The sequence below is a fragment of the Streptomyces sp. NPDC111606 genome, assembly GCF_055656945.1.
The window spans coordinates 1,111,092-1,135,549 of record NZ_JBVKBY010000001.1; the positions used below are offsets into that span (position 1 = coordinate 1,111,092).

General features: G+C 69.5%; 16 protein-coding genes. 1 reads left to right on the plus strand and 15 read right to left on the minus strand.

The window, feature by feature from the left end; genetic code table 11:
- Positions 1–108: 108 nt before the first annotated feature.
- The 11 genes from ACZ7M7_RS05115 to ACZ7M7_RS05165 all read right to left on the minus strand — a co-directional run bounded on the left by ACZ7M7_RS05115 (position 109) and on the right by ACZ7M7_RS05165 (position 17,708).
- On the minus strand, positions 109–2,208 hold the full coding sequence (locus tag ACZ7M7_RS05115; protein ID WP_472113940.1) for a hypothetical protein: 2,100 nt from the start codon (positions 2,206–2,208) through the stop codon (positions 109–111).
- 147 nt (positions 2,209–2,355) lie between these two features.
- Positions 2,356–3,855 carry a D-ribitol-5-phosphate cytidylyltransferase gene (locus tag ACZ7M7_RS05120; protein ID WP_383611141.1) on the minus strand — a complete coding sequence of 500 codons (1,500 nt, stop codon included), beginning with the start codon at positions 3,853–3,855 and terminating at the stop codon, positions 2,356–2,358.
- Positions 3,856–4,036: 181 nt separating this feature from the next.
- Positions 4,037–5,245, minus strand: a complete 1,209-nt coding sequence (locus tag ACZ7M7_RS05125) for a hypothetical protein (RefSeq protein WP_472112879.1) — start codon at positions 5,243–5,245, stop codon at positions 4,037–4,039.
- Positions 5,246–5,356: 111 nt separating this feature from the next.
- The gene (locus ACZ7M7_RS05130; protein WP_383611147.1) at positions 5,357–6,916 is read right to left on the minus strand and encodes an alkaline phosphatase D family protein; all 1,560 of its coding nucleotides are present in this window, start codon (positions 6,914–6,916) and stop codon (positions 5,357–5,359) included.
- A 189-nt stretch (positions 6,917–7,105) separates the two neighbouring features.
- The gene (locus tag ACZ7M7_RS05135) at positions 7,106–8,623 is read right to left on the minus strand and encodes a VCBS repeat-containing protein (RefSeq protein WP_472112881.1); all 1,518 of its coding nucleotides are present in this window, start codon (positions 8,621–8,623) and stop codon (positions 7,106–7,108) included.
- Positions 8,624–8,999: 376 nt separating this feature from the next.
- Positions 9,000–10,445, minus strand: a complete 1,446-nt coding sequence (gene obgE / locus ACZ7M7_RS05140) for a GTPase ObgE (protein WP_383617409.1) — start codon at positions 10,443–10,445, stop codon at positions 9,000–9,002.
- A gap of 108 nt (positions 10,446–10,553) precedes the next feature.
- Positions 10,554–10,808, minus strand: coding sequence for a 50S ribosomal protein L27 (gene rpmA / locus ACZ7M7_RS05145; protein ID WP_003990207.1), 255 nt, complete (start codon positions 10,806–10,808; stop codon positions 10,554–10,556).
- 14 nt (positions 10,809–10,822) lie between these two features.
- Positions 10,823–11,143 carry a 50S ribosomal protein L21 gene (gene rplU / locus ACZ7M7_RS05150; protein WP_007381993.1) on the minus strand — a complete coding sequence of 107 codons (321 nt, stop codon included), beginning with the start codon at positions 11,141–11,143 and terminating at the stop codon, positions 10,823–10,825.
- Positions 11,144–11,401: 258 nt separating this feature from the next.
- Positions 11,402–15,511: an Rne/Rng family ribonuclease gene (locus tag ACZ7M7_RS05155; RefSeq protein WP_472112885.1), complete on the minus strand. Its 4,110-nt coding sequence runs from the start codon at positions 15,509–15,511 to the stop codon at positions 11,402–11,404.
- A gap of 262 nt (positions 15,512–15,773) precedes the next feature.
- Positions 15,774–16,538 carry a TIGR03936 family radical SAM-associated protein gene (locus tag ACZ7M7_RS05160; protein WP_383613100.1) on the minus strand — a complete coding sequence of 255 codons (765 nt, stop codon included), beginning with the start codon at positions 16,536–16,538 and terminating at the stop codon, positions 15,774–15,776.
- Positions 16,539–16,586: 48 nt separating this feature from the next.
- Entirely contained in the window at positions 16,587–17,708 is a 1,122-nt protein-coding gene (locus tag ACZ7M7_RS05165) for a hypothetical protein (protein ID WP_383624701.1), read from the minus strand.
- A gap of 474 nt (positions 17,709–18,182) precedes the next feature.
- Between ACZ7M7_RS05165 and ACZ7M7_RS05170 the strand changes: the two genes are divergently transcribed.
- The gene (locus ACZ7M7_RS05170; RefSeq protein WP_472112889.1) at positions 18,183–19,394 is read left to right on the plus strand and encodes a hypothetical protein; all 1,212 of its coding nucleotides are present in this window, start codon (positions 18,183–18,185) and stop codon (positions 19,392–19,394) included.
- 17 nt (positions 19,395–19,411) lie between these two features.
- Here ACZ7M7_RS05170 and ACZ7M7_RS05175 read toward each other — a convergent pair whose 3' ends face one another.
- The 4 genes from ACZ7M7_RS05175 to mhpA all read right to left on the minus strand — a co-directional run bounded on the left by ACZ7M7_RS05175 (position 19,412) and on the right by mhpA (position 24,337).
- Positions 19,412–20,863, minus strand: coding sequence for a Yip1 family protein (locus ACZ7M7_RS05175; protein WP_472112891.1), 1,452 nt, complete (start codon positions 20,861–20,863; stop codon positions 19,412–19,414).
- 101 nt (positions 20,864–20,964) lie between these two features.
- Complete coding sequence (locus ACZ7M7_RS05180; protein WP_472112893.1) at positions 20,965–21,366, minus strand: hypothetical protein; 402 nt, start codon at positions 21,364–21,366, stop codon at positions 20,965–20,967.
- Between the two features lie 269 nt (positions 21,367–21,635).
- Positions 21,636–22,592 (minus strand): SDR family oxidoreductase, encoded by a 957-nt coding sequence (locus ACZ7M7_RS05185; protein WP_472112895.1) that lies wholly within the window; start codon positions 22,590–22,592, stop codon positions 21,636–21,638.
- Positions 22,593–22,642: 50 nt separating this feature from the next.
- A complete protein-coding gene (gene mhpA, locus ACZ7M7_RS05190) occupies positions 22,643–24,337 on the minus strand; it encodes a bifunctional 3-(3-hydroxy-phenyl)propionate/3-hydroxycinnamic acid hydroxylase MhpA (protein WP_472112897.1) in 1,695 nt (564 codons plus the stop codon).
- Positions 24,338–24,458: the final 121 nt, after the last annotated feature.

Consider the following 24,458-nt stretch of genomic DNA (forward strand, 5'->3'; position numbering starts at 1 on the left):
CGAACTGACATGGGCTCACATGATTCGGGAAGTGGAAGGGATCCCTCAGAAACGACGAAGCGGCCCCCGAGGATCGCTCCTCGGGGGCCGCTTCGTCGGGTCCGTGGGTCAGGCGGTCAAGTCGTCCTCGGCCGCCGACACCCGCGGCACCGGCACGGTCGCCGGCACAGGGTCGGGCTCGGGCTCGGGGTCCATGTCGGCTCCGGTCGCCGACCTCGAGTCCTGGCCGACGTTGCGCGTCTCTGCCTTGATCGCGAGGTTCGCCACCGCGGTGTTGAACTGGTCGATGGACGTGGGCTCGTCCGGGCCGAGCAGGTACCGCTTGAGCTCCCCGCGGTCCTCGGCCAGCGCATCGGCGGCCGGATCCCGTACGGCGTCCAGCAGTTCGCCCAGCTCGGCCGCGCTGGTGGACAGGATCGTCGCGGCACGCACCGCGGTGTTCGCCCGCTTGAACTCCTCCACGCCCAGCTCGGCGGAGTCCGTGACGGCGTACGGCTTGCCGCTGGCGATGAAGTCGGAGACCACGCTGGAGATGTCGGAGACCATCGCGTCGGAGACGTTGAAGCAGTCGTACAGGCGCGGTTCGGCGCCCGTGATGACACGGTGCTCGTGGCCGGGGAAGGAGCGCCAGTACGCGGCGTTCCATTCGGCGCGCAGCCGGGCGACCTCCTCGTGCTTGGCGATGTCGACGAGCCCGTCGCGGGTGGCCTCGGCCTCGTCGCCCTTGCCGTTGCCCTTTCCGTTGCCCTTGCCGGACAGCTCGGCGAGGCGGGCCTCGATGCGGGCCAGCTCGGCCTTGGCGGCGGTCAGCGTGGCGGTGTCGGCCGTGAAGCGCGCGTCGGTGACCCGCTCGGCGGCGGCCTGCTCGACCAGGGCGATGATCCGCCGGTGCGCGGCGCCGGCCTCCTTGCTGACGGTGCCGGTGAAGGGGTGCGGCTTGTACAGGACGCGGACCGGCGGGTCGGCCGACACCAGCTTCTTCACGATGCTCTCGCCGGCCAGCACGATCGAGGTGTTGCCGGGGTTGCCGTCCCAGCCCTCCCAGGTCGGGGCGTAGAGAACCGTCGGGATCCGCCCCGCGGGGACACCGCTCCAGCCCTGGATCGGCGCCAGCTGCGGGCGGCCGACCTCGACGATGTCGGCGTCGCGGACACCGACGTCGGCGATGGCATAGCGGTCGCGGCCCGCGCGCCCGGCGGTCCACACCTCGTCGTAGACCTTGCTGTACGGGTTGACGCTGGCCAGCTTGTCGCTGTCGCCGTGGCCGATGAAGACGTGCTTCATGGTCGGCACACGCAGCAGGTGGATGTTCTTGCCGACGTTCGCCGCGTACAACGCGACGCGCACGTTCGACAGGTCCAGGTTCATCAGGTGCACGCCGCCGGGCACGCAGATGACGGGGACCGTGGTGGGCGCGAGGTTGTTCAGGATGACGCGCTCACGCAGGATGATCAGCGGCTGGGAGTCCAGCTGCTCCATGGTCTCCAGCCACATGTTGACCTGGTACGCGGAGTCCTTGGAGCCGGAGAAGTACAGCACCGTCTCGGGCCGGTACTCGCCCAGCCAGTCGTCGACGGCGGCCAGCACGGTGTCGGCGTTCGGCGGGATCTTGGCGCCGCGGACGTACGGCACGAGCGCCAGCACGTAAAGGCAGCCCACGCCCACCGTGACGCCGATGCCGATGAAGCCGACGACGGCCGACTCCAGGGACGCGGAGACGAGGATGCCGGCGACGGCCGCGAGGTCGAGGTGCAGCATCTTCTCGGCGGAGCGGTGCAGCAGCCTGCGCGGCGGGGCGTCCGGGATGCGGATGCGCGAGGCGAGATCGACGTTGCGGGTGGCGACCGGCATACGGCGGCGGTTGCGGATCAGGGTGACCAGCGCGCCGTGCGGGGCCTGAAGGCCGTAGAAGGCGATGAAGCAGGCGATCGCACCGTAGTAGATCAGGTCGTCCGCGAGGCCGAGCCGGGCCAGCAGCAGGATCAGCAGCAGCTGCCTGATCAGGAAGCGGATCGACAGACCTGCCCGCACCTTGCTCAGGCGGTTGACCAGATAGCTGCCCTTGCGGTGCAGATAGTGGTCCGCCAGGTACGTCACGGCGGCCGCGGCCGCGAAGGCGGGAACGCTCGGTACGAGCGCGGCCAGCATGAGTGCCGGGAAGCCCAGCATCATGAGGGCCGCCGCGGCCAGCTCGGCCGCGCTGCCCACCCGGGCGACGCGAATAGCGGTGGATATCACGGAGAACCTGCTCAGGGAGAGGGGCCGGTCTGACGGGGGAAGGACTCAGGCCCCTGTGAATTCTTCGCGAACGAAGAATCGCAGAGGCCTGAATTCCATAAGGCTATTAACTGATGATTATGCCATGCCGTCCTGGCGGTCCAGGACACTGGCCAGCGCCTGCTCGAAGCCGGACGCCTTGCCGGCGGCCGCCGTCGGGTCCTGCTGGCGGACGTCGATCACATGGCCGGTCAGCTCGGAGAGCAGCACGTCGAGGGACGTGCGGGCGACGGCCTCGGAGGAGAGCAGGCTGCCCGAGGGCTCCTGGCCGAAGGCCTTGGTGCGCATCGGGGTGGCGGTGCGCTCCGGGTTGATGCAGTTGACGCGGATGCCGTCGCCGGCCCACTCGTCGGACAGCGCCTGGGTGAGGTTCACCATGGCGGCCTTGGTCGAGGAGTACAGGCTGTACTCGGCGCGACCGCGGGTGTAGCTGCTGGAGGTGTACAGCAGCAGCTGGCCCTTGGTCTCGGCCAGGTACTTGTACGAGGACCGCGCGATCTGCACCGGGGCGAGGTAGTTGACCTTCAGCGCCTCTTCGATGGTGGCGTTGTCGGTCTCGGCGAGCTTGCCGATGCGCAGGACGCCGGCGGTGTTGACGACGTAGTCGATGCGCCCGGTCTCGGCGTACGCCTTGGACAGCGCGTCGTCGACCTCCTCCGGGTTCTCCACGTGGGTGCCGGTGGTGGAGCGGCCCAGCGCGTACACCTGGGCTCCGTAGGACTCGGCGAGTTCGGCGATGTCCTTGCCGATGCCGTAGGAACCACCGAAGACGACGACGGTCTTGCCCGTCAGCAGCTCGCGGTAGGCCTCTTCGCTGACCTGCTCGGGCGTGGCGGTGGAGGCCAGCTGGAAGAGCTTGTCGGCGATGAAGACGTCGACGGGCTGGGTGACCTTCATGTTGTACTCGTCACCCGCGACGACGTGGATCGGCACGTCCGGCAGGTACTTGAGCACGACGGAGCAGTCGTCCGTGGCCTGGAAGTTGGGGTCACCGGCGGCGACCTCGTAGGCCCGCTTGATCGTGGACAGCTTGAACGCCTGCGGCGTCTGGCCGCGGCGCAGCCGGGAGCGGTCCGGGATCTCGGTGATGAACTCGCCGTCCTCGCCGTGCGTGCGGGTCACGATGATGGTGTCCGCGGACGGGATGGCGACGTCGACGGCCTGGAAACGCTCCAACGCCACGACACAGTCGTCGATGACACGCTGCGACAGCAGGGGGCGCACGGCGTCGTGGAAGAGGACGTTCAGGTCCTCGCCCTCGGCCAGGCCCTCGCCGAGGGCGTCGATGGCGCGCTCGGTCGTCTCATTCCGGGTGGAACCACCCTCGATGATCTTCTTGACCTTCTTGAACCCGGCCTTGGCGACGATCTTCTCGATGTCCGGCACATAACCGGGCGCCATCAGAACGATGATGTCGTCGATCGAGTCGGCCTTCTCGAAGGTGGTCAACGTGTGCTCGATGACTGCCTTGCCGGCGATCTTCAGCAGCTGCTTGGGGATCGACAGACCCACGCGCTGGCCGGTACCACCCGCAAGGATCACTGCGGTGGTACGGGGCTTGGCTATGTGCTGGGACACAGGTGACCTACCTTGTGGCGACTGGGAACTTGGAAATGGTCCCACTTGGGGTTACCGCAGTGCAAGGTGACCGTCCCCGTCTGCATATGTGCGCGCAACCTGTCATTCACCTTGTACGCATGGTCATTGCGATGAAGCCCGCCGGAAGTTCCCGGCAGTTGCCGTGAGTAACGACACAGGTTCACCGAAGCCTCAGCCGCTTGAGGCAACGGTGACCGAGTACCCGCACCAGCTGCCGGGACGACGTCTGGTGAACGGTGCGCGACTTGGCGGGCGCGGCATGCCGCACGGGAGCGCCCGCCGCCGCGGCAAGAGCCCCGTACAGCGCATGCGCCGCCGCCTCGGGAGCGATGCGCGCCGCGGCATCGGCCCTGGCCGCCGGCTGCTGTACGGCGGCCGGCTGCACGGCGGACAAAAGGCTCATGTCGCCGATAATCCGCACTCCTGCCGACTCGATCCGGTCCGCCATTTCGGCACCGATCCCGGCGGCGGCCTCGACGGCCCACTGCGGGGTGCAGATCTTCACGTCACCGGGACCGGGAGCGCACGTGTTCTTCATATGCATCACGGCGCCGTTCCGGACGAGCTGTGAATAGAGCTCCGCGGGCAGTTCATTGGCGCGGAATTCCTTATTAAGATTCCGCAGCATTTCGGTCTCGGCGAGGGTGAGCGAGCGATTGGCCGCGTCCGGAATCGGCCGCAGAAGGTGCGCGCGCAGCCCGAGCAGCGCCTCGAAGGTGCGCATCAGGCCCTCTCGGTCCCGGTCGTCGACCACGACGACGGTGACCCGGTCCGCGCCGACCACCCGCGCCCAGCGCTCGACGAGCCGGTCATGCCGGTGCCGGCGCCAGAAACTGGGGGTGGGCCCGTCGTACGGCGGCTTCCTGAGCAGGTGCTCCAGCCAGTCCTCGTAGCCCATGCGCAGGCCGTTCTGCACGTACTGCTGCCACTGCGAGGGCATGATCCGTGCGAGCGGGCGCAGCGTGACCAGGACGTGCACGCGCTCGCCGCCGAGCTGCTCGACGATCCGCGCGACGGTGTCGTCGTCGGGGGCGTCGGCGAAGAACTCGCTGCTGATCACCGACGTACGCCGCCCGGTGCCGCGCACCTGCTCCAGCAGCCGCTCCCAGTGCCGCTCGGTGGGCGCGGGGTCGCCCATCATGCCGGTGCGGGCGCAGGCGGCCAGGACCGCCTCCATGGGGTGCCGGGTGGCGGCCGGCCACTCGACGCCGTGCCGGGCCATCTCGGCCCTCGCCTCGAACAGGGCGCCCTGGATCGAGGTGGTGCCCGTCTTGTGCGGGCCGATGTGCAGCAGGCGGGTCCCGGTCGCGAGCGGGGTGATCACGTCGCCGTCGGCCGGGAGTTCATCTCTCGTACAGTCCGTCTCCATGGTCAGAGGACGGTAAGAGGGCTTGCTGAGAGAGCGCTGAGAGTGACCTGGGACACGGATGAGTCCCAGGCCCTTCAGCAGCCGCTACGGAAGTGACAGAGGTTGCGGGAGTTACACGACCTCGACGCCCGGCCGGCCCGCGTCGACCCGCAGCCGGGCCAGCGTGCTCGGCGTGGCCGTCTGCGCACGCACCGTGTCCACGATCCGCACCTGCGCGTCGATGCCGTCGCGGCGGATGTCGAAGAGGTGGTAGCCGCGATGGGCGTCGAGGAGCTTCCAGTGCGGGTTGTCCGGCACGCGCGGGTCCCACTCCCTGTGGAAGGCGTCCTGGTCCTGGTCGCCGTTGCTGGAGATGGACGTACCGACGAACTCCGCGCCCACGACGTCCGAACCCGGGTCGGCGTAGTCCTCCTTGAGGTCGCTGATCATCGTCAGATGGCGGTCGCCGGTGAACACGACCGGGTTGCGGACCTGCTTCAACTCCTGCATCAGGGCGTTGCGTTCGACCTGGTAGCCGTCCCAGGCGTCGTAGTACCAGAGCTTGCCCTCGCCGACCTTGAGGTCGGTCTCGGCCATCATGATCTGCGAGCCGATCATGTTCCAGCGGGCCGGCGAGTGGCGCAGCCCGTCGACCAGCCACTGCTTCTGCTCGGCGCCGAGCATGGTGAGCGTGGGGTCCTGGGCGCCTTCCTGGCTCTTGGCCTGGTCGCTGCGGTACTGCCGGGTGTCCAGCACGCTGAGCCGGGCCAGACGGCCGAACTCGAGGCGGCGGTACATCTGGATGTGCGGGCCGTTCGGGATGGCGCTCGCACGGACCGGCATGTGCTCGTAGAACGCCTGGTAGCCCGCGGTCAGCCGCGCCACGAACGCGTCGTGCGGCTGCTTGTCCGGGTCCTGCGGGATCTCACCGGCGAAGTCGTTGTCGATCTCGTGGTCGTCGAAGGTGACCACCCAGGGCGCGTTCGCGTGCATCGCGGCGAGGCCCGGGTCGGTGCGGTACTGGGCGTACCGGTTGCGGTACTGGACCAGGCTGTACGGCTCACCCGTGCCCTCGTGGCGGCGCACTCCCGTCGCCGAAGGCGTGGACTCGTAGATGTAGTCCCCGACGAACAGGACGAAGTCGGGGTCCTGGTCGAGCATGTCGGCGTACGGCGTGAAGTAGCCGTGCTGCCAGTTCTGGCAGGAGGCCAGCGCCATGCGCAGCCGGCCGCCCGAGCTCGTCGGATGGGGCGCGGTGCGGGTGCGGCCGGTGGGCGAGAGCTGGCCGCCGGTGCGGAAGCGGTACCAGTACGTACGGCCCGGGCGCAGCCGTCGTACGTCGACGTGAACGCTGTGCCCCAGCTCAGGCCGGGCCTGGGCGACCCCGCGGCGCACCGGTTTGCGGAACCGCTCGTCCTCGGCGATCTCCCACTCGACGGACACCAGGCGATCGGGCATGCCGCCGCCGTTCAGCGGGTCCGGGGCGAGGCGCGTCCACAGCACGATGCCGTCGGGCAGCGGGTCACCGGAGGCGACGCCGAGGCTGAACACGCCGTCGGGCAACGGGGTTTCGGCGGCCCGGGCGGCGGTCGGCAGCCACAGCTGGGCGGAGGCCGCGGCGCCGAGCACCGCGGCACCCGCCGTCAGAAAGCGGCGTCGGTCGGGCGATACGGATCCGGAAACACCGGTCATCGGCGAACTCCCCTGCCTCGCTGGCCTCTTGGACACTTCGGATGCTCACGCCCGAGGGCGGTCCGGCTGCTGAACTGCGAGCTTCGCGTGCATGACAACTAGGGAGACAACGGAAGACCCGCTGCGGCACGGCAACGTGCCCTTGCCACAACGGGTCTGCCGGTCGATCAGTGAGTGAATCCGGCTGGATCAGTAGTTGAACCCGGAGCCCAGCCTCGCGTTCGTCGCGACCGTGCCGAGGGTCCCCGCCCCGAAGGTGAACGAGCCGGTCGGGGTGATGCCGGACGAGGTGGACCTGAACACCCACACCGACCCGGCGTTCGCGTTCTCCCCCGGTGCGCCGACGACGAGTTCCGCGCGGCCGTCGTGGTCGGCGTCCACCAGGTGGGTGGCACCGCCGAAGGCGTCGTTGGTCTCCGCCGCGCCCGGCACATCCACGGTGGCCTGGTTGACCCCGGTGGCACCGGCGCCGGTCAGACCGTTCGCGCCACCGCGCAGCACGACGGCACCGCCGGCGTTGCTCAGCCCGTCGAAGTCCTCGCCGGGTACGCCCGTGGAGACGTCGGCGTACCCGTCGCCGTTGACGTCGGCGACCGAGACGTCGGAGCCGAAGCCGTCGCCGCGCTCGGCGGCGCCGGGGACTCCGGCGCTGTCCTGGTTGACGTACATCGCCTTCGTGCCGACGGGCCCGTTCGCCGAGCCCGGTATGAAGGCGACGCGGCCGCCCGTGGGGATCGGGGTGTCGAGGTCGCTGTCGTAGCCGTCGACGGAACGGCCCACCACGATGTCCTCGTACCCGTCACCGTTCACGTCACCGAGGTCGAGGGACTCGCCGCCCTGCAGCCACCAGTCCCTGCTGTCTTCGAGCACGACCTCCTCGGCGAGCCCGTCCCGCGTGCCCTGCCAGTACGTGATCCGGCGGGCGTCGTACTCGTCGCCGTCGTTCATGGTGGCGACGACGTCGCCGATGCCGTCACCGTTCACGTCGCCCGCCGCGAGGTCCAGGACCCGGCGGTCGAAGTCGTCCGGGACGATCTCCTCGCCGCCCCCGGCGGCGCCGTCGCGGCCGAACGGCCCCTTGATGATGCGCAGTTCGGCCCTCCTGGCGACGACGACCAGGTCGGCCGCACCGTCCCCGTTCACATCGCCGACGGTCAGCTTCCCCTTGGCGCTGAGCCGGTCGTAGGTCTCGCGCCCGTACGCCAGCGCCACCCCGCCGGACAACCCGTTCGCCCCGCCCCAGACGACCTGGACGAGCCCGGTCTCGGCACCGCCCTCGACGGAGTCCTCACCGCTCACGCCGACGATCAGGTCCGCGTACCCGTCCCGGTCGAGGTCGGCGGTGCTCACCGCGCTGCCGAACAGGTCCTCCGTCTCGGCGGAGTCGGTGACGCCGGCCGTGTTCTGGCTGACGACCTGCTTGGAGGCGGTCCTCAGCCCACTCGCCGACCCGTACACCACGGCGACGTACCCGGCCTTCGCCTTCCCGTCGACGGTCGCCTCGGGCGCCGCGACCACGAGGTCGGAGTAGCCGTCACCGTTGAAGTCGTCGTGCAGCCCGTTCGCGCCGGGCGCGGCGGGAGCGGCCCCGGTGGCCGCGTCGGCGCCGGGGACGGTCAGCAGACCGGCGGCGAGAGCAACGCCGGTGGCGAGACCGAGGCGGCTCCGACGGGAGAGGAAGGTGCGGCGCTGGGAAGGTGAAGGCACGTCATCTCCGTGAATTTTGCGGGCAGTTGAGGAGTGGAGAGGCCTTCAAGCTTCAAGATCTCGTCCACGCCGCCCAGTAGGACTCACCGGAGGGAGAGGGGGTTGCCCTGGGATACGCCGTGAATTTCCCCGGAGTTAACCAATTTGGCCAGCCGCGTGCCGACGTGCGCTGGCTGCCGGGCTGGGCATTTCAGCCCGTTCGGCTGTTTGAGGACGCGGGAGCAAACCATCCGCGGCACCCGCGGGCCTCCAGACGCCGGCCCAGGCATTTCAGCCCGTCCGGCGCTTGAGCACGAGGCTGTTCAGGCCGAAGCGGGGGCCTGGGGGCGGCAGCCCCCAGGCGACGGCACCGACAGCGCCGCCTGCACCCTCAGCCTCAGAACGGCTCGAAGTCGTCGAACTCCCGGAGGGCGTCGTCCCGTTCGGCCTCCTTGTCGCGCCGCCGCTGCGCAGCGGGCCGCGGCGCCTCGAAGCGGTGGTCCTCGCCACGCCGGCCGAGCATCTCCGCGCCGGACATGAGCGTCGGCTCCCAGTCGAAGACGACGGCGTTCTCCTCGGGCCCGATGGCCACACCGTCACCGGACCGGGCGCCCGCCTTCATCAACTCGTCCTCGACGCCGAGCCGGTTGAGCCGGTCGGCGAGATAGCCCACGGCCTCGTCGTTGTTGAAGTCGGTCTGCCGCACCCAGCGCTCGGGCTTCTCACCACGCACCCGGAACAGCGGCTCGCCGCTGGAGTCATCGCGCGTCACGGTGAAGCCGGCGTCATCGACTGCCTTCGGCCGGATCACGATCCGGGTCGCCTCTTCCGTCGGCTTCGCGGCCCGCGCCCTGCCCACCAGATCGGCCAGCGCGAACGACAGCTCCTTGAGCCCGAGATGTGCCACCGCGGACACCTCGAAGACCCGGTAGCCACGGGCTTCCAGATCCGGCCGCACCATCTCGGCGAGGTCCTTGCCGTCCGGTACGTCGATCTTGTTCAGGACGACGATCCGCGGCCGGTTGTCGAGCCCGCCGTACTCCTGCAGTTCCGCCTCGATGATGTCCAGGTCGGAGACTGGGTCCCGGTCGGACTCCAGCGTCGCGGTGTCCAGGACGTGCACGAGCACACTGCACCGCTCGACGTGCCGCAGGAACTCCAGACCGAGGCCCTTGCCCTGACTGGCGCCCGGGATCAGACCCGGGACGTCGGCGATGGTGTAGACGGTCGAGCCCGCCGTCACCACGCCCAGGTTCGGCACCAGCGTCGTGAACGGGTAGTCCGCGATCTTCGGCTTCGCGGCGCTCAGCACCGAGATCAGCGAGGACTTGCCGGCACTCGGATACCCGACCAGCGCCACGTCGGCGACGGTCTTCAGCTCCAGGACGATGTCCTGCAGGTCCCCCGGCTCACCGAGCAGCGCGAACCCGGGCGCCTTGCGCCGTGCCGACGCCAGCGCGGCATTGCCGAGCCCGCCCCGGCCGCCCTGCGCGGCGACGTACGACGTGCCCTGCCCGACCAGGTCGGCGAGAACGTTGCCCGCCTTGTCGAGCACGACGGTGCCGTCCGGCACGGTGAGGACCAGGTCCTGCCCGTCCTTGCCGGAGCGGTTGCCGCCCTCACCGGGCTTGCCGCTGGTGGCCTTGCGGTGCGGGGAGTGGTGGTAGTCGAGCAGCGTGGTGATCGACTGGTCGACGGTGAGGATCACGTCCCCGCCGCGCCCGCCGTTGCCGCCGTCGGGCCCGCCGAGCGGCTTGAACTTCTCACGGTGGACGGAGGCACAGCCGTGGCCTCCGCTACCCGCGGCGACATGCAGCTCGACGCGGTCCACGAAGGTGGTCATGGGATGTGCCTCCAGTTACGTACAGGTGTTGTTCTCTGAGAACTAACACGCGAAAGGCGGACCCGCTTCCCGTGAGGGAAGTGAGGTCCGCCTCGCGAAAGTTTCCGATCAGGCGACCGGAACGATGTTCACGACCTTGCGGCCACGGTGGGTGCCGAACTGCACCGAACCGGCCTCCAGGGCGAACAGCGTGTCGTCGCCGCCACGGCCGACGCCCGCGCCCGGGTGGAAGTGGGTGCCGCGCTGACGGACCAGGATCTCGCCCGCGTTGACGACCTGACCACCGAAGCGCTTCACGCCGAGGCGCTGAGCGTTGGAGTCACGACCGTTACGGGTGGACGATGCGCCCTTCTTGTGTGCCATCTCTCCTCAGTCCCTTACTTCGCAGCCGCGGGGATCTCAGTGACCTTGATCGCCGTGTACTGCTGGCGGTGGCCCTGACGACGGCGGTAGCCGGTCTTGTTCTTGTAGCGAAGGATGTCGATCTTGACGCCCTTGTGGTGGTCCACGACCTCGGCCTGAACCTTGATGCCTGCCAGCACCCACGGGTCACTGGTCACAGCGTCGCCGTCGACAACGAGCAGGGTCGAGAGCTCGACCGTGTCGCCAACCTTGGCAGTGGAAATCTTGTCAACCTCAACGATGTCGCCGACAGCAACCTTGTGCTGGCGACCACCGCTGCGCACGATGGCGTACACGCGGATCTCACTCTCTCGCTCGGGAACGGCACCCCCGCAGTCCAGCCGCCCGGCGTGCGGGCAGCCTCTCCGGAACACGCTGCGCTCCGGAGGGATGAGGTTTACGGGGATGTGGCGTGCCTATATCCACGGACACGCCGACGGTCAAGGTTACGGGGCCGCGGCCAAGGGGGTCAAACCGGGCCGGGTTCCAACGCAGTGCGGCCGGTCACATGGACCGGCCGCACCACGCATCAGTTGTTGCCCATCAGTGGCGCATCACTCGTCGGTGGCGGCCGAGACCGTGGTCTTCTTCGCCGTCGACTTGGCCGCGGCCGTCTTGGTGGTCTTCGCCGCCTTCTTGGCCGTCACCTTCTTCGCGGCCGTCTTCTTGGCCGCGGTCTTCTTGGTGGCGGCCTTCTTCGCCGTGGCCTTCTTGGCCGTCTTACGGGCCGTCTTCTTGGCCGGAGCCGCCTCCTCGACGTCCTCCTCGGCGGCCGGGGCCTCCGCGGCGATGCCGGACTCCGCCTCAGCGGCCGGGACGACCACGACGGCCGTCTCCTCGGACGCGGTCGGCGCGGTGGCCTTGCGCACGGCACGGCGCCGGGCCCGGGCCGGAGCGGCACTCTCGGCCGCCTCGACCGCAGCCGGCTCGGCCTGCTCCGAGGGAGCCTCGGCCGAGACCTGCTCGGACGCGGTGGACACGGCCTCGCCGACCGTCACGACGGTCGCCTCGGACCCGGCCGGCGACCCGGCGGGCGCGGACACCTTGCGGGTCGCACGACGGCGCGTACGTCCCTTGGGCGCGGCCTCCTCGGTGGCCGGAGCCTCGACGACCGCGTCCTCCACGGCCATCGGCTCGGCCTTCGCCGCGGCGGCCGACTCCGGCTGCACCGGACGCTCGACCTCCTGCTCGACGGTCACGTCCTGAGCGGTGGGAACCGCCTCGGACTTCCTCGGCGCACCCGCCGGAGCGGACGCCCGCCGACCGCCGCGGCGCCGCGAACGACCGCCGCGCCCGGCCGCGGCCTCAGCCTCGGCGACGCTGCTGTACAGCTCCTCGTCGGGCGCGAAGGCAGGCTCCGGAAGTGCGGCGGGCTGCGCGGCCTCGGCAGCGACCTCGGCCTCGGACTCCGCCTCTTCCTCGGCCGTCTCGGCCGGCTCGACGGCGACAGCGGCCTCGTGGACATGGTCCGGACCGGCACCGGCCCGCGCACGCTTCTTGCGCTTGCCGCCGCCTCCGGCGGAGGTCGGCTGCTCCATGTGCACGATGACACCGCGGCCGTTGCAGTGGACGCAGGTCTCGGAGAAGGACTCCAGCAGACCCTGGCCGACCCGCTTGCGGGTCATCTGCACGAGCCCCAGCGAGGTCACCTCGGCGACCTGGTGCTTCGTACGGTCCCGGCCCAGGCACTCCAGCAGGCGCCGCAGCACCAGGTCCCGGTTGGACTCCAGCACCATGTCGATGAAGTCGATGACGATGATGCCGCCGAGGTCGCGCAGCCGCAGCTGACGGACGATCTCCTCGGCCGCCTCCAGGTTGTTCCTGGTGACGGTCTCCTCGAGGTTGCCGCCCTGGCCGGTGAACTTGCCGGTGTTGACGTCGACGACGACCATCGCCTCGGTCCGGTCGATCACCAGCGAACCGCCGCTCGGCAGCCAGACCTTGCGGTCCAGTGCCTTGGCGAGCTGCTCGTCGATCCGGTAAGTGGCGAAGACGTCGACCTCGGAGGTCCACTTCGACAGCCGGTCGGCCAGATCGGGCGCGACGTGCGAGACGTATCCGTGGATGGTCTCCCAGGCCTCGTCGCCGCTGACGACGACCTTGGAGAAGTCCTCGTTGAAGATGTCCCGGACGACCCGGACGGTCATGTCCGGCTCGCCGTACAGCAGCGTCGGCGCGTTGCCGTTCTTGGACTTCTTCTGGATGTCTTCCCACTGCGCCTGGAGCCGCTCGACATCGCGGCGCAGCTCGTCCTCGCTCGCGCCCTCGGCGGCGGTGCGCACGATGACGCCCGCGTCCTCGGGGACGATCTTCTTGAGGATGGTCTTCAGCCGCGCCCGCTCGGTGTCGGGCAGCTTGCGGCTGATGCCGGTCATGGAGCCCTCGGGCACGTACACGAGGTAACGGCCCGGCAGGGAGACCTGGCTGGTCAGACGCGCGCCCTTGTGCCCGATCGGGTCCTTGGTGACCTGGACGAGCACGGACTGGCCGGACTTGAGGGCGGACTCGATGCGGCGCGGCCCGTTGGCCATGCCGAGCGCCTCGAAGTTGACCTCACCGGCGTACAGGACGGCGTTGCGGCCCTTGCCGATGTCGATGAAGGCGGCCTCCATCGACGGCAGCACGTTCTGGACCTTGCCCAGGTAGACGTTGCCGACGTACGAGGTCGACTGCTCCTTGTTGACGTAGTGCTCGACGAGCACGTTGTCCTCGAGAACGCCGATCTGCGTACGGTCGCCGTGCTGGCGGACGACCATCACGCGCTCGACGGCCTCACGGCGGGCCAGGAACTCGGCCTCGGTGATGATCGGCACACGGCGACGGCCCTGCTCACGGCCTTCCCGGCGGCGCTGCTTCTTGGCCTCCAGGCGCGTGGAGCCCTTGATGGACTGCACCTCATCGGACGGCTCGGCCTTCGGGCGGGGCTCACGGACCTTGACGACGGTTCGCTCGGGGTCACCCTCGCCGGGCTCACTGTCCGAGGAGGAGTCACCGGCCCGACGACGACGGCGCCGACGACGACGGCTGCTGGAGCTGGAACCGCCGTCCTCGCCTCGGGCGTCCTCGGCGTCCTCTTCGTCCTGCTCGGCGGTGTCCTCGGCATCCTGCGCGGCCTGCGCCGCGGCGACCTCGTCGCCCTCGGCGTCCCCGCCCTCGGACTCGGAGTCGGCGGACTCACCCCGACGACGACGCCGGCCACCACGCCTGCGGCGCCGACGCGACCCGGTCTCCTCGGAGTCGTCACCGTCTGCGGCGTCCTCGGTCTCCGCGTCCTCGGCTTCCTCGGTCTCGTCCTCGGCGGCGGCCTCGACGCTCTGGGTGGCCTCGGCCTCGTCGCCGTACCCGGCGCCCCGGCGCCGGCGACGACGCCTCGACGCGGCGGGCTGCTCCTCCGCGAACTCCTCGACGTCCTCGACGTCCTCGGTCTCCGCCTCCGCGGCGGCCTCTGCGGCGGCGCGCTGAGGCGTCTGGAACTGCGGCTCGGTGAACACGGGCGCCTGGAACACGGCCACGCTGGGCCGCGCGGGGCGCGGCGCCTCGTCGCCCTCGGAGGCGGCGGACTGAGCCGGCGCCGCGAAGCCGGTGGCGGCCCGCTGGACGACACGGCGACGGCGGCGGGGGCCGCCCTTCTCCTCGGCTTCGGCGGCGGGTTCCTCGGCGGGCTCGCCGACACCGGCCACCGCGGCGGTCACGGTGTCGATGCCGGAGGTCACGGGCGTCACCGCCGTCACCGGCGTCTCGGCGGGGGTCTCGGCGACAACGGCCTCGGAGGTCTCGTCGGCAGCAGCGGCCGCACGCCGCGTGGCGCGCCGGCGGGTACGACGCGGGGCGGCCTCGGCGGCCTCCTCGGCGTCGGTGGAGGTCTCGGCGGAGGCCTCGTCGCTCACGGGTGCCTCGGCGCTCTCCTCGGCCACCGCGGAGGCAGCTGCCTCGTCGGGAGCACCAGCGGGAACGGACACCCGACGCGTGGCACGCCGGCGCGTACGACGCGGGGCAGCGTCCTCGGCAGCCTCGGCGTCCTCGGCCGGGGCGGCGGCAGGCACTTCAGCGGGCGTACCGGACGCATCGGAGACCACGGTCTCGGCGGCCTCCGTCGGCACGGGAGCACCGGCGGGCGCGGACGCCCGACGCACGGCACGGCGACGCGAACGGGGCGGCGCCGACTCCTCGGCCACAGCGCTCCCGGCCGCAGGTTCTTCGGCGGGGCTCGCCTGGTCGGCGGCGGGTGCGGCGGCAGCCACCGGCACCACGGTCTCGGATGCCTCGGCAGCCGTCGGCGATCCGGCCGGCGCGGACGCGCGACGCACCGCGCGCCGACGCGTACGACCGGCAGGGGCGGCCTCCGCCGTCCCCTCCGCCTCTTCGGCGTCCTGGGTCTCTTCGGCGTCCACGTCCTCGGAAGTCGCCTCGGCAACGGCGGCCACAACGGCGTCGATGCTCTCCTGGCGCTTCTCGGCCGTCTCGGCGTCTTCGGTCAGGGCCGCCACATCGGAGGCATCGGCGACCGGTATGGCCGGCTCGACCACCTCTGTGGGCTGCGCCTCGGCGGCAGCCGTCGGCGGGCCCGCCGGGCGGGACGCGGCACGGCGCCGCCTGCGCGGCGGCAGGGTGTCGCTAGGAGTGTTCAGTTCGGAACCCTCAGTGGGTTCGGTCGGTTCGAGCATGCGGGCGTTTCTCCCGTCAGGCTCCCGGGCGCCGCGCCTGGTCCGGCGGTATGCCGGTGACGTCCGCGGCTCGCGCATTGCGCGACTACCGCCGTCCGGGGCGCGGGCGCCGCACGGGAGCTCTCTGTGTCCTGTCTCGCCGGTTCCGTACGCCGAATGCGTACGGCCTGGCGAAAGTCTTCTGGTCGGTGCGCTGCCCGACCCAGGTGGCTCCCGAGTACGAGGGCGACGCTTCGACGACCGTCCCTACGCGGAACCTTCCTTACGCCGGCGCCGTCGCGGCGGCAGCGGTCTCGGCCTCGGTTGGGGCCGTCGCTGCCTCGCGGTCGGGCGCGAGCGGGTCGGTCACCGTGCTGGTCTCTTCATCGAACAGCCCCTGCGCCAGCCTGGTCACCGCTGCGGGGACCGGCGGCGCCAGGTCGGCCACGGCGCGGAGACCGGACAGGACGTCGTCGGGTCGTACGGCAGGCGTCACGTGCCGAACAACCAGCCGCAGTATCGCACAGGGCTGGTCGGTCGGCCTATCAGCCGTTTCACTCTGTGTTTCAAGTTGTACGACCGCGGGGCGGGCGTCGAAGGTGCGGACGCCGTTCTTGGTCATCCGCTGGACCTCGACCGCCTCGGCGGCGTTGAAGGCCGCCACGGCTCGCTCGGCCTCGGCCGACTCCACGCCGTCCAGCCGCACCTCCCACACGGAAGCGGTGAGCCGGTCGGCGAGCCCCGAGGTCCGGGCCTCGACCGCGTCGACGATGTCGAGGCCGGTGGGCATCGACTCGTCGAGGAGAACCCGCAGCTTCTCGGGATCCCGCACTGTGGTGAGCGCGATCTCCAGATACTCCGCCTCACTGCCCGTGCCGGTGGGTGCGGCATTGGCGTACGACACCTTCGGATGCGGCGTGAACCCTGCCGAGTACGCCATCGGCACCTCGGCACGGCGCAGCGCACGCTCGAAGGCGCGCTGGAAGTCACGGTGGCTGGTGAACCGGAGGCGGCCGCGCTTGGTGTAGCGCAGTCGGATGCGCTGCACCGCGGGTGCGGGCGGCGGGCCTTCGGGCTGTCGCTTGCCCAGTGTCGTTCAGTCCTTCGTGAGAGCGGTCGTACTGCTACCAAGAGTACGTGTCTCGCGGCCCGGAGGTTCCCGTCGGGCCACGGCTTCCCGCTTCTTCGGCTCCCCGAGCAGCATCCGCCGGAAGTCGGCCCGCGCCTGCCGTACGGACTCCCGGACGTCGGCGAGGGCCTGCCGGGTGGCTCGCCCCACGCTGCGCGCGGCCTCTGCGGCGGGCCGCAGCACGGTGTCCCGGACGACGTGCCCGACCGGGGTGAGCACGGTCCGGTACACCCATCGCACCGGCTCCACGAAGATCCACCGGAACAGGCTCGCGAGGAATCGCCCGACGGCGAGCGAGATCCGCCCGGCGACCCGCCACGCGTGCCCGAGCGCCTCCCAGATCTCCCTGCCGATGACGGCGAGCACACGGCCGACGGGCGCGAGGACCCACCGGTACACCCCCAGCGCCGGCAGCACGAACAGCACGCGCCCGATCCAGTACAGGCCGATCCCGATCCCGGTGACGATCGTGCTCACGACCCACAGCAAACCCCTCGCGCACCAGGCGATCGCCCGCCCGAGGGGTGCGAGGACCCACTCGTACACCCACACGGCCGGGACGACGAGGAGGTACCGCACCAGCCACGCCACGACGGCGAACGCGCCGAGCCCGAACGCGGCGAGCATCGCGCCGAGCCCCCTGAGGACCCACATCGCCGCATGCCCGATCGGTGCGAGCCCGCGCGCGTACAGCCATCCCAGCCCGGCCCCGAGCCCTCGCGCCAGCCACGCGCACGCGTGCCCGAGGGGAGTGAGCACGTACCGGTACAGCCACACCAGCGGAACGACCACGAGTACGTTCCCCAGCCAGGCGAGCCCCTGCGCGACGGGCACGACGACGTACCGCCACAGCCCCACGAACGGCCACACGAACAACGCCCGCCCGACCCACAGCAGCGCCCGCCCCAACGGCCTCAGCATCGTGTCGTTCAGGAAGCGCCCGGCGACGACGAGCGCGTCCCACACCATCCGCACCGGCACGACCAGCACGAGCACGATGATGCGCACCGGCACTCGGATCGCGATGGCAAGGCACCCTTCCGGCGCCGGGTGCTGCGAGGGTCGAGCCGGTGGCTTCTCAAGGTCCATATCCGTGTAGACGCCACAGCCGCGTGTCCGGATCCCGACGCTCGCCACCATCACGCGACAACACCACGCCCGGCACCGGGCGTTCGCATTGCGGGATGCGCGGAGCAGGTGAACAGTGGATTCATAGGCCCGGGTAGGCAAACGGATGACGTCGGTACAGCGCACAGTTCATCTGGAACCAACATGGCCAGAACCACCAGGCGGTACACCTTCCACAGGGTCCACGCATCTCTCCTGGTCGCAGCACTCGCGGTGCCGACAGGGGTGACGATCTCGGTGGCAGCGGAGCAGAGGCCGAGCGCGAGCAGACCCCACGCGCCCGCGCAGACGACACCACCACCACCGTCACCGGACTCGCCGCCCTCTGAGCCCGCATCCCCACCACCTGTGGAGCCGGAACCACAACCAGTGGTCCCGGATACCTCCACTCCTTCGTCGGTCGAGCCCAAACCGGTCGAGCCCAAACCGCCGGATGTGACAACTCCGAGCGAGGAGTCGCCCGCTGATCCACCGTCAGGGTCCACTTCCAGCGGCGAAGACGGCGAAGACGAAACCAAGACCGCACCCCCGCCGGAGCAGAAGCAGGCCCTTGCAGAAGTGACGGCCACTCTGAACGAGGAGCGCGCGGAGGTCCCCGAGGAGCTCACGGCAACCGTCGACACACTGATCGTCACGCTCGTGTCAGTCGAGGACCCGGCCACCTCGCCCCAGGACAGAGAAGCGCTCACCGACAGCGCGAAGGAGCTGGGCGCCACGCTGGCGGTGATCAGCGACAACGGCACACCCGGCAAGCTGCGGAAACAGCTGGCCAGGATCGTGAAGCAGATGGCCGCCACGCTGAAGGCGGGGCTGAAGCCGGACGTTTCGCCCGAGGATCGGTCGAGGCTCTTCTTGGTGGTGGAGCGGACAACAGTCGTCCTGGCCGCGATCGCCGATCCCAGGACGCCCCAGAAGCCGCGGCAGCAGCTGACGGCGATCGTCGAAGACACGAACTACGCCCTGGAGCAGTGCAACGGCAAGGGAGAGACGGGCGCCGCTGCGCTGCTGGTGAGCTCGTCGGTGGAATTTCTCGCCGAATCGATCACACCTCAGCAGATCCCAGGCTCGAACAGACCGGACGAGCGGCAGCCGGAGTCCACCGGAGACAACCGGCTCATGGATGAGTCACAGCGGGTCAGTGGACAGATGAGGCGGGCGAACGACCCCAAGGCCTCACCGGAGGACCGGGCCGAAGCAGGGCAGGAGATGAGGGACCGGTCCTCCCAGTTGGAGCAAGAGCAGGACAAAGCCGCCGCGAGGCAGGGTCGGCCGGATGTCTCCCTCGGGAAGGCAGCCGAAGTATGTACCAGCGCCATTTTCAAGGCCGTATCGGATCGGAAGCTCTCGAAAGGGCTGCGGGATATGACGCCCCCGAGCTGGAACAGCACAGGAGTCAAGGACTTCTGGAAGGCCATCGACGAGGGAACGGACATACTCGACGTCAGCGCCCAACTGGAGAACGACGAGCACACCAACGCCCCGTTCAAGGTGGCGCCCCTCATCAGCGGACTCGCCGAAATCCTGCACGGGAGCGAACTGAACGGGAGAGTCGGGATAAAGCAGGCTTCCCATTGCAGGCAGACGGCTGCCTACCTGGAGCAGGAGGGCGTCACAGTAGGGAGCTGGCTCACGAGCGGCGAAGGGTAGGAATGCGAGCGTCGCCGTCACGAGCCTGCGGATCCCAGCAGTTCCGCGACCGACACCTCCGTATCCGCCCGGACAGTCGCAGCTCCGTACCTGTCCAACTCCCTCCTTTCTTCCCCCAGGAACTCCTCCTTCTCCCAGTAGCGAAATGATGAAATGGAGGTGCCGGGCGAGCGATCCGGCGACCAGGTCACCGTCACAAATCGAGGCCTGCGCGTCACATTGATGAGGTTGTTGTTGTGCCGGACGCGCCCGCTGTAGACGAGCTCCTGCCCGCACCATGCGCAGTAGTACCGCTCGTCGGCACCCCGCCACGTGTAGTGAACCTTGCGAAACTCATCTACATCCAGCTTCCCTCGGTCCTTCCTCATGTAGGTGATCTGCACGTTGACGCCGACCGTTCCGAATCTCGGCTTCCTGGGGATTTGGAACACGCGTTCAACGGCATACTCCTGCCCGACTTCGAGCCATCTGCCGGGCCCATAGACGTGGTTGCTGCTGATGATGGTTTTTCTGAACTGACCCACATAGAGATCAGCCTCCCCCGCAGGAGTCCCTGGCCCTCCCACGCTGTCCTTCCACTCACTCAGCAAGTCCAAGGTCTCGGGAATCCTGTAGTACGTGGCGCGCGTTCCTCGGACCGTGTAGATGTCATTGACGATGTAGACGGGAATCCCGCCCGTGTTCTTCATCCGAAGCGAAAGCGGGACATGGACAAACGGCAGCGTTCGATCCGCCCGCGCCGCCCCGAACTCCGCCTTCAAGGTGAGGTGCATCGGAGCTGCCGTGGGTTGGTACATCGTCGAGTACGCCAGACTGACCCCGGTCAGAAGCGCCGTGGCCACCACTCCGGCCGCAAACCTCTTGGGCCACGGGACGCCCTCCCAGCATTTGCCCCGCACAAGGACAACGAACGCCCAGAGTGACCAGCACCAAAGAGGCAGAAACACCAGCAGATAGGGCGTGTACTCCCTCTCTTCCAGCCACATGAAGAGCAGGAGACTACTCGTGGCCAGCGCGATGAGCACCCCGAGCAGGACGACTGCCCCGGACAACGTGAACTGCTGCCTGCCCCAGTAGTCGAGGACCGCAACCGCGGCCAAGCCCTGCACCAGACCAGTCAGCACGAAAACAACCCCGGTCATCCGTTGCGCAAAGGTGAGCGCCCCGGATGCGTCCGGCCATCCCACAACCGCGCTGAGCACCATCGCGGCCAGCAGGCCGACCATCATCAGCACGAGGACCACGCGCCTGGGCCACGGACGGTCCGGCCACGTACCGCTGTCACCTCCGCGCCAGCAGATGAATGCTGTGTCGTCCAGGTCCACGTCGTCCGGGAAATCCAGACGGCGAAGAATTCGCAGCAGCTCACCCGGCGACCATGCGCTGCCCACCGCCTCACCGTTCATGGTCACCTGGCGAAGACCACGACCGTCCGGCGCCTCGACGACAACCCATGGACGCAGACTCATGCCCCCAGCCTCGAACGCACCCCGCCCCTGCGCACCCGGGGCTCCCCCGTTCGGCCCTCAAGAGCACTCAAGTCAACGGGGCCCGCGGTCTCAAGATCCCACTAGCCGGCAGTCCGGTTGAAGCTGGTGATGTTGAGTTTGACGCCGTTCGCGCTATCGAGCGTCGTGCGGGAATCACCCCGGGCCGTCTGCCCGGGTCGGATGGCGGTCTCCCATTCAGTGCCGTTCGCCAGTCGGGTGCCTCCGGCGTCGACCGCTTCCCATTCCCATGAGTAGTCGGACTTCTCGCTGCTGCTGTTCTTGATCGTCCAAACGGCCCAGATATCGGTGAGGCCTGCTGCCGAGCGATCATCCAGCTGGAATCTGACCAGGTCCGCCCGCTCACCCTGCGGTTTCTTCTCCCCCTGTGGCGCGTTCTCGGTCGCCGCGTCGGTGGGAGCGGACGTGGTGCTGTCGTCATTCGCCGCCGAGACCACCAGCACAACCACGACGATGACAGCCACCACAGCCACAGCCAGGGCACCGGCGCACCCTCAAAGGCACGCAGGCCCCCGCCCCTTCTGCTGCGGCGGCCCGGCGGGAGCCGCCCACTGCCCGGTAGGAGGAGGACCTGCGCCAGGTCTCTCCCACTGTGGCCCGTCCGCACGCGGATCGTTCGCCGGCATGTTCGCCTCCTCCGTGGCGGATATCGCCACGGTAGGTAGCCGGGGCAGACCCCGCGAGCTGGAAGCAGCCGGCCAGGCGAGCCGTCAGGTCCGCCGACGACAGCCGGTCACCTGGCGCGCAGGACCGAGGCGGCTCGGCCGGCCATGGTGAGGCCGAAGCGGGCGGCGGTACGGAGGAGTTGCGGGACACCCTCCTGGGTGAACGACCCCGCGTGCTCGGCGGCGAAACTCTCGATGGTCCGCGGGGGCCGTCCGGTCAAGTCGCGCACGGTGGTGCTGACCGTCGCGCCGGCACCGGCACGGAACAGTTCCGCCATTTCGACGAGATGCTCGACGTACCAGTCGGGCTTTCCCTGGCGCCGGAGCACGTTCGCGGCGAGTCCGGGGGGTGTGTTGACGTATCGGACCGGCTGTCCGGTCGCGTCGGTGAGGACCGCGGCCAGGTCCTCGTAGCCGAACGCGCGCGGCCCGGTGACGTCGTACACCCTGTCGTGGTGACTGTCGCTGGTCAGCACCGCGGCCGCGACGTCGGCGACGTCGCGTGCGTCTACCATCGCGATCGGTGCGCGGCCCATCGGTGCCGCGAGCAGACCGAATTTGGAGACCATCGGCGCTGCCGTCTCGAGGAGGTTCTGCATGAAGAAGCCGGGGCGCAGGAAAGTGAACGGCACGCCTGACTCTTCGATTCGGTGCTCGGTCTGCCAGTGCTGACGGCCGATTTCCGCCGGACCGCCGGGTGAGACCGAGGGTGCGATGCCGGACACCTTGACGATGTGGCCGACCGTTGCGCGGAGTGCGGCGTCGACGGCGTTGCCCTGCAGTTCGGCCTGTCGGAGGTCCTGGGCCGAGACGAGGAACATGCGGTCGACGCCCTGCATCGCCTTGTCGAGTGAGGTGGCGTCACCCAGGTCACCGGTTGCCAGTTCGACGCCTTGGCGGGCGAGGGTGTGGGCGGCTGCCTTCGAGGGGTCGCGGACCAGTGCTCGTACCGGTGTTCCTGTCACGACGAGCAGGCGGGCGACCTCACCGCCGATTTTCCCGGTGGCCCCAATGACGAGAATCACGCGCGGCCGACCTCCTTCTGATGCTGTGGGCTTTCTGGGCTTTCTGGGCTTCAGGGAGTGAACGGACTGCGCGCCGGGCGGCGGGCGTGCCCGCGCACCAACGACCTGTACAGGTCGGCCACGCGGTCGAGGCCGCGGATGTCCGGCATCGCGAACACGATGCGGTCCGGTCGCACGATCGCGAAGTCACCGCCGTGCCGGTCGAAGAAGTCGAGCGCGTAGCCGTCGAGATCCTCGACCGCGACGGTGCCGGCCTCGCAGGGTGGCCGGAGGTGGCCGGGACGGCTGATGGAGAGGTAGGTGGCGCCGAGCGACGTCCACAGCTCGCAGTTCTCCGCACGCAGGTGGACCTGCGGATCGAGATCGCGGCCGAGGAGGGCCCAGCCGCTGCCGATCAGATCGTCGAGGGGCCGTAGTTGTCCCTCCGATGTGCGGACCGTGGGCTGGGGGAACGCATGTCCTGCACCGGCGCGGCGTCCGGAACCGTCGAACGCTCCGCAGGAGTACCGCAGGTCGGGCTTGAACCGCCCTTCGGTGAAGTAGGGCAGGTGTGCCGCCCTCTTCAGAAGCGCGTCCCGAATCGTGGCGACGCGACGGCGGCGGGTCTGGACCATGGCCCCGGAGAAGCGGGTCAGCCGGGTCATGCGTGTGACGTGCGGGCGTCGCTCGCTCTCGTAGCTGTCGAGCAACGACGGGTCGGCACCGTCTGCCACGACGGCTGCGAGCTTCCAGGCGAGGTTGTGTGCGTCGCGCAGCCCCGAACTGAGCCCCTGCCCCGCGAAGGGCGGCATCAGGTGGGCCGCGTCACCGGCGAGAAGTACCCGACCTGAGCGCCACTGTGTCGCGGCCCGGGCGTGGAAGGTGTAGACGATGTGCCGGAGGATGGTGATCCGGTCGGGGTCGACCCACGGGGAGACGAGTCGCCGGGCGTTCTCCTCAGTGGCGAGTTCGGCGTGGTCCTCGCCCGGGAGAACCATGAACTCCCAGCGGTGGTGCGTCCCGGGCAGCGGCAGTGTCACGCCCGGACGGTCCGGGTTCCCGATGAACTGGAAGGACGTGACGTCGGTCAACGGAGCCTCGAGCTTGGCGTCGACGACGAGCCACGGCTGCGCGTAGGTGGAGCCGGCGAACCCGATGGAGCGAAGGCCGCGGACGGTGCTGCGCCCGCCGTCACAGGCCACGACGTAGCGCGCGCGGGTCGCGGTCTGTCGGCCTCGGTCGCCTTCTCGGGCCCACACGGTCACACCGTCGCCGTCCTCGTGGAGCCCCTCGACGCGGACGCCCATCCTGACGGTGACGTGTGGGTACCGCGCGACGCCCTCGTGGAGCACCCGCTCGAGGTCGGGCTGGTAGAAGAACGCGAGCTGCGGGAACCCGTTGCGGCCCCCGCTGGGACGCATCGTCACCAGGCGGTCGCCGCGCACCGAGAGGAACTGCGTGCTCTGCCCCAGGTCGAGAACCGGGAGGAGCTGATCGACCAGGCCCGCCGCCTGAAAGACCCGGAGCACTTCGTCGTCGGTGGCGCCCGCGCGCGGCATGGTGAGCGGCTTGGCGTCGCGCTCGAGCACGATCGTCCTGACCCCGGCCTGGCCGAGGAGGTTCGCGACCATGGCGCCGACCGGTCCGTAGCCGACGATCACCACATCGGCGTCCTCGGGGTCGTCGTCGGTGACGGCGCCCACGTTCGACTCGATCTGAGCTTCCATCCGCATGGACTGTTCTCCCTGTAGCGGGCCAGCCGACATCAGACTGAAGATTTCCTCAACATCGAGGATATCTTCAGTTTACAAAGCGTCAAGAGGTCGCGGGTCGCACACGCCATCAACGGAACGGCTCTGCAGTAAGTGATCACGACTTGCGGGAGAA

Coding starts and splice junctions, on each gene's coding strand:
- ACZ7M7_RS05125 (WP_472112879.1), bottom strand. CDS start 5,245: ATGGAGACGGACTGTACGAGAGATGAACTCCCGGCCGACGGCGACGTG.
- ACZ7M7_RS05130 (WP_383611147.1), bottom strand. CDS start 6,916: ATGACCGGTGTTTCCGGATCCGTATCGCCCGACCGACGCCGCTTTCTG.
- obgE (WP_383617409.1), bottom strand. CDS start 10,445: ATGACCACCTTCGTGGACCGCGTCGAGCTGCATGTCGCCGCGGGTAGC.
- rpmA (WP_003990207.1), bottom strand. CDS start 10,808: ATGGCACACAAGAAGGGCGCATCGTCCACCCGTAACGGTCGTGACTCC.
- ACZ7M7_RS05155 (WP_472112885.1), bottom strand. CDS start 15,511: ATGCTCGAACCGACCGAACCCACTGAGGGTTCCGAACTGAACACTCCT.
- ACZ7M7_RS05165 (WP_383624701.1), bottom strand. CDS start 17,708: ATGGACCTTGAGAAGCCACCGGCTCGACCCTCGCAGCACCCGGCGCCG.
- ACZ7M7_RS05175 (WP_472112891.1), bottom strand. CDS start 20,863: ATGAGTCTGCGTCCATGGGTTGTCGTCGAGGCGCCGGACGGTCGTGGT.
- mhpA (WP_472112897.1), bottom strand. CDS start 24,337: ATGTCGGCTGGCCCGCTACAGGGAGAACAGTCCATGCGGATGGAAGCT.